The organism is Planococcus donghaensis MPA1U2, assembly GCF_000189395.1.
GTDB lineage: Bacteria > Bacillota > Bacilli > Bacillales_A > Planococcaceae > Planococcus > Planococcus donghaensis_B.
The window spans coordinates 1-1,088 of sequence record NZ_AEPB01000016.1 but is presented as its reverse complement, the minus strand read 5'-3'; the positions used below and the strand labels follow the sequence as shown (position 1 = coordinate 1,088).

General features: G+C 46.5%; 1 pseudogene. It reads right to left on the bottom strand.

The features are described 5' to 3' along the window. Positions 1-1,088: pseudogene (gene citZ, locus GPDM_RS04645) on the bottom strand (citrate synthase); the annotation flags it as partial.

The window sequence follows — 1,088 nt, the reverse complement described above, 5'->3', positions numbered from 1 at the left end:
ACGTAAGTTTGCATACCCGGTCCGATGTATTCCGCACGTGGGCGGATCAAGCGGTTGTTTGAGTATTGCTCTAAAATGTGTGCCAACCAGCCCGATGTACGCGAAACCGCGAAAATCGGTGTGAACAAATCGTGGTCGATGTTCAAGCTGTGGTAGACAGAAGCTGAGTAGAAATCGACGTTTGGTGGCAGGTTTTTCTCGCCTGTCACGATGTCGTTAATTTTTACAGACATGTCGTACCATTTTTCTTCGCCACGGATTTTCGTTAATTTCTGTGACATTTCACGCAAGTGCTTCGCGCGTGGGTCGCCATTGCGGTAAACGCGGTGACCAAAGCCCATGATTTTTTCTTTGTTTGCTAATTTTTCGTGGATGACACTATCAACATTTTCGACTGAGCCGATTTCCGTTAACATTTTCATCACTTGTTCGTTTGCGCCCCCGTGAAGTGGACCTTTTAATGCGCCGATGGCCGCAGTGACACCTGAATACACATCAGATAACGTCGCGACAGCTACACGAGCTGTGAACGTTGAGGCGTTTAATTCGTGGTCAGCGTGAAGCACAAGCGCTTTGTTGAAGGCTTCTTCTTCGATTGCCTCTGGCAATTCACCAGACAACATGTACAAGAAGTTCGCCGCAAAACTCAAATCTGTTTTTGGTGCAATCGGTTCTTTGCCGCTGCGAATGCGGCCAAAAGCCGTCACCAATGTCGAGATTTTCGCTTGGATTTTTACCGCTTTGCGGTAGTTTGCTTCCGGTTCCATTACTTCCGCTTCTTCATCGAACAAGCCTAGCATGGAAACAGCTGTACGAAGTGCCGCCATTGGGTGCACGTTTTTAATGTCATATGTTTTAAAGTGATCCAGCACAGCTTGTGGAACGGCCATGTTGTCCGCCAATTGTTGCTTTAACTCCGCTAATTCAGCTGCTTTTGGCAAGCGTTGATGCCATAACAGGTAAATTACTTCTTCAAAGCTGGCATTTACGGCTAAATCATCGATATCATAGCCGACATATGTAAGTGTGTCATCAATGATCGAACTGATCGCGGATTGTGCTTGCTACTACACCTTCTAAACCTTTTG